The sequence below is a fragment of the Mycolicibacterium vinylchloridicum genome (genome assembly GCF_013404075.1).
GTDB classification, from domain to species: domain Bacteria; phylum Actinomycetota; class Actinomycetes; order Mycobacteriales; family Mycobacteriaceae; genus Mycobacterium; species Mycobacterium vinylchloridicum.
In genome coordinates this window covers 1-1363 of sequence record NZ_JACBJQ010000175.1, presented here as the reverse complement: position 1 = coordinate 1363, position 1363 = coordinate 1, and the positions used below count along the sequence as shown (strand labels likewise).

At 62.4% G+C, this 1363-nt stretch carries 2 protein-coding genes; both read left to right on the top strand.

Annotation, left to right across the window (positions count from 1 at the left end; all coding sequences use genetic code 11):
* The coding region (locus HPC46_RS34395) for an NADH-quinone oxidoreductase subunit C (RefSeq protein WP_179476436.1) at positions 1-363 on the top strand (363 nt) is incomplete at its 5' end.
* Positions 363-1363 (top strand): NADH-quinone oxidoreductase subunit D (locus HPC46_RS34390; protein ID WP_179476435.1); only part of this gene is annotated, 1001 nt, incomplete at its 3' end. The genes HPC46_RS34395 and HPC46_RS34390, both read left to right, overlap by 1 nt.

Sequence of the window (1363 nt, the reverse complement as noted above, 5' to 3'; positions counted from 1 at the left end):
GAATTGTGTTGTGGTGTTTCGGGTGTGCATTATCCGGATGATGCGGGTCGTGAGTTGCATGCGTTTTATCCGTTGATGTCGATCACGCACAATCGGCGGGTGCAGCTGGAGGTGGCGTGTCGGGATGCCGATCCGCATGTGCCGTCGTTGTTTTCGGTGTATCCGACTTCTGATTGGCATGAGCGGGAGACCTACGATTTCTTCGGGATCGTGTTCGACGGCCATCCGGGGTTGACCCGCATTGAGATGCCCGATGACTGGGTGGGTCATCCGCAGCGCAAGGACTACCCCCTCGGTGGTGTTCCGGTGGAATACCACGGCGCCCAAATCCCCCCGCCCGACGAACGCAGGTCGTATCACTGATGAGCACCGAAGAGAACGTGATCGTCCTGGGCGGCCAGGACTGGGAGGACATCGTCGCCGCCGCCCGCACGGGCGAAGCCGGCGAGCGGATTGTGGTGAATATGGGGCCGCAGCATCCGTCCACGCATGGGGTGTTGCGGTTGATTTTGGAGATCGAGGGCGAGACGGTGACCGAGGCGCGGTGCGGGATCGGCTATTTGCATACCGGGATCGAGAAGAATTTGGAGTACCGCACCTGGACTCAGGGTGTGACGTTCGTGACCCGGATGGATTATCTGTCGCCGTTCTTCAACGAGACCGCCTATTGCCTTGGTGTGGAACAACTGTTGGGCATCACCGAGGACATCCCGGCGCGCGCCAGTGTGGTGCGGGTGATGTTGATGGAACTCAACCGCATCTCGAGTCATTTGGTGGCGTTGGCCACCGGCGGGATGGAGTTGGGCGCGATGACGCCGATGTTCTTCGGTTTCCGCGAACGCGAACTGATCCTGAGTGTGTTCGAGGCGATCACCGGGCTGCGGATGAACAACGCCTACATCCGCCCCGGCGGGCTGGCCGCCGACCTGCCCGAGGACGGGGCTGACCGGGTCGCCGAGTTGTTGACGATTTTGCCGGGCCGGTTGGGTGAACTCGAAGACCTGTTGACCGAAAGCTACATCTGGAAGGCCCGCACCCAGGGCATCGGCTATCTGGATCTGACCGGCTGCATGGCGTTGGGTATCACCGGCCCCGTGCTGCGGTCCACCGGCCTGCCGCACGATCTGCGTAAAACCCAACCCTATTGCGGCTATGACACCTACGACTTCGACGTCGTCACCGACACCGGCGCGGACTGCTACGGCCGCTATCTGATCCGGGTCGGGGAAATGCACCAGTCCCTGCGCATCGTCGCGCAGTGTTTGGACCGCTTGGAGCCGGGCCCGGTGATGATCGCCGACAAGAAACTGGCCTGGCCCGCCGACCTGCAGGTGGGCCCCGACGGCCTGGGTAACAGCCCCGC